The organism is uncultured Oceanisphaera sp. (assembly GCF_947495715.1).
GTDB classification, from domain to species: domain Bacteria; phylum Pseudomonadota; class Gammaproteobacteria; order Enterobacterales; family Aeromonadaceae; genus Oceanimonas; species Oceanimonas sediminis.
The window spans coordinates 1-1,096 of record NZ_CANLZU010000053.1 but is presented as its reverse complement, the minus strand read 5'-3'; the positions used below and the strand labels follow the sequence as shown (position 1 = coordinate 1,096).

Below are 1,096 nucleotides of genomic sequence, written 5' to 3'. Positions count from 1 at the left end.
ATAAGCAATCACGTATAACGTATGTGGAATTCACTTCCTACTCCCTTTAGCAACATTGAAACTTCAGTCAGTAGCTGATCTTTTCTCCAGGAAATAAAGCTGCGCCAGTGGTACTTGGCCTGCTTCCACAAGAGCTCAATGAGGTTCAGTTCCGGGCTGTAAGGTGGTAGATAAAGCAACACAAACCGGTGTTCATACAGCCACTGTTCGCGCATCGCTGGCTCGATACCGTGATGGATGGAGGCATTGTCCATCACCACAATGGTGAATTTCTCCCGGTTGGATGATTTGGCCAGCTTGTCCAGAAAGGGGACAACATGCTGCCGCTTTACTGTGTGTTCAAATACTTCAAAGTGCAACTGGGACGTCGCATAATTCAGTACCCCGAGCACATTCACCCGCTTGCGACCGACACTGGCGTCGGCCAAGTGCGTCTCACCGCGCGGTGACCAGGCCCGCTGGACATTCGGAACACATGAGAAGCCACTTTCATCGCAGTAAAGCAGCTCTATTTTGCCGGCTTTGGCGCCTTCTCGGTACGTTGCCAGGCGCCCTTGTGCTGTTCGGAAGGCTGACTCATCTCTTTTTTTTCGAGACTGAGACGGGTTCGTTTGAAAGAGAAATTTCTGGCTCTTAACCCAGCAGAAAGCCGATCCAAACTAAACGAAGGGGCCTCAGGATAGAGCTCGTGAAGACGGGCTGCGAGCTTGGCCAGCGTCATGGGTTCAGAACGGGCGATATCGGCAGCCGCATCCAACATGTCGGCGGTCAGCTTGGGCGGTCTGCCCCCCTTATGGCCCGTTAAAATACCTGCCAGTCCTTGGGTTCGCCAACCCTTTGCCCAGTTGTACACTGGTTGGTCGCTTATCCGAAATAGCTGAGCAATCTGCACCACGGACGTGCCATCATTCAGAGCGAGCAAGGCCAGTGCCCTCCGTCTGAAGTCCGGGAAGGGGTGATGTTTTGACATCTCATCCAGCGTGATCGCCTCTTCGGCCGTGAGTGACTGACCTAACAAGTTCCGTTTCATGGCAGGCTCCCGAATGTAGCTATATGTAGAAATTATAGATCCACATGGGTTATGCCGTACTGCTTA

Annotated in this window: 2 protein-coding genes; both read right to left on the bottom strand. The window is 52.5% G+C overall.

The window, feature by feature from the left end; all coding sequences use genetic code 11:
• Positions 1–8: 8 nt before the first annotated feature.
• Positions 9–548: an IS630 family transposase gene (locus Q0753_RS16540; protein ID WP_229668006.1), complete on the bottom strand. Its 540-nt coding sequence runs from the start codon at positions 546–548 to the stop codon at positions 9–11.
• Positions 509–1,030, bottom strand: coding sequence for a helix-turn-helix domain-containing protein (locus Q0753_RS16535; protein ID WP_188630992.1), 522 nt, complete (start codon positions 1,028–1,030; stop codon positions 509–511). Before Q0753_RS16535 ends, Q0753_RS16540 begins: the two co-directional genes overlap by 40 nt.
• Positions 1,031–1,096 lie beyond the last annotated feature (66 nt).